Annotated in this window: 1 protein-coding gene; it reads right to left on the minus strand. The window is 36.5% G+C overall.

Going from position 1 to position 1297, the window contains the following annotated elements; translation table 11 throughout:
• A protein-coding gene (locus tag H0184_RS27315; protein WP_260631823.1) for an IS3 family transposase occupies window positions 1-1297 on the minus strand; the annotation gives its coding sequence in 2 pieces (ribosomal slippage) (window positions 1-916 and window positions 916-1297; 1298 coding nt annotated over the 2 pieces). This gene is flagged as partial in the annotation.

The following is a 1297-nucleotide window of genomic DNA, read 5'->3' on the forward strand; positions in this document are numbered from 1 at the left end:
GCTAACAGGTGACCTCGGTATTGTACCGGGGTCATCCTTTTTAATCCCCACTGGTAACGATGATTATTGTACTCCTTGATATATGAACCCACCAGCTGCTTTAACTCAATAAAACTATTACAGTCTTTATAATCCACCTCATCTTTAAAATGACCGAAGAATGATTCCATAGGAGCGTTATCCCAACAATTTCCCTTACGGGACATTGATTGAGTTATATTTAACTTCTTAACTCTCTTTTGAAAGAGGGGATGAGTGTAATGGAACCCCTGATCTGAATGGAGGATCGCTTCTGGGTGAAACAGCCCCTGCACGGCTTCTTCAAGCCTCCCTAATGTTTTGTAAACAATATTCATTTCTAATGAAGTCGATAGATAATGGGCTAGTATTTCTTTGGTACTGCCATCTTTAACACAAGATAAATAGGCTTTTTGGCCATTTGCATAATAAAGGTAGGTTATATCTGTTAATAACACTTTTCCAGGTTCTTCTTGATTAAACTCACGGTTTAAAAGGTTAGGGCATGTTTTATGTTCTTGAGTAGCTTTGGACATTTTTTTATAAGGATTCGCTGTTCTAACCTTTGCAATAAGTCCATATTTACGCATTAACCTTCTAATTTTCTTATGATTCATCTCCACAAAATAATCATTTTCTAAGATCATTTTGATTGGTAATGCCCCAACCTTTTCCTTTTTCTGCTTAAAAATAAAATGGATTAGTTCAAAATCTAATTCATCAGCTAAATCCTTTTGTTGGCGAGTGGGAGCTGCCTTTAACCAGGCATAGTATCCACTTCTACTGACTCCTGCAAGCTCACATAAATAACTCACTATGTTCTTTAATTGGTGTTGACGAATGGTATATTCAATAAGCTGGAATTTTTCTGATGGTGTTAATATCGTTTTTTCTTCAACGCCTGCCTCTCTAATTCCTCTAGCTTTTTTAAGAAGTCAACCTCAGCTTCTAAGAATTTAATTCTTGCTTCAGCCTTTTTCAGTTTTTCTTCAGCAGAAAGATTCTTAGAGGAGGGCCGTCCACTACTTGCCTTACCTCTACGTTCTGATTGAAGACCTAATTCGCCAGACTTTTCAAAGGTTTCACGCCATCTTTGTAAGCATCTCTTTGGCTGATCTTTACCTATCACTTCAATGTTAAAGTCGTTTTCAATAAAGATTTGAGAGGGACTTTTCCCTTTATGATATTCTTTTACCGCCTTTACTTTGAAATCAGGCTGATAGGAAATAGACCGATTTGAAACACGTATAACATTAGGATTCTTCTCTAATTCTTTAAT

Source organism: Neobacillus niacini (assembly GCF_019749295.1).
Lineage (GTDB): Bacteria > Bacillota > Bacilli > Bacillales > Cytobacillaceae > Neobacillus > Neobacillus niacini_D.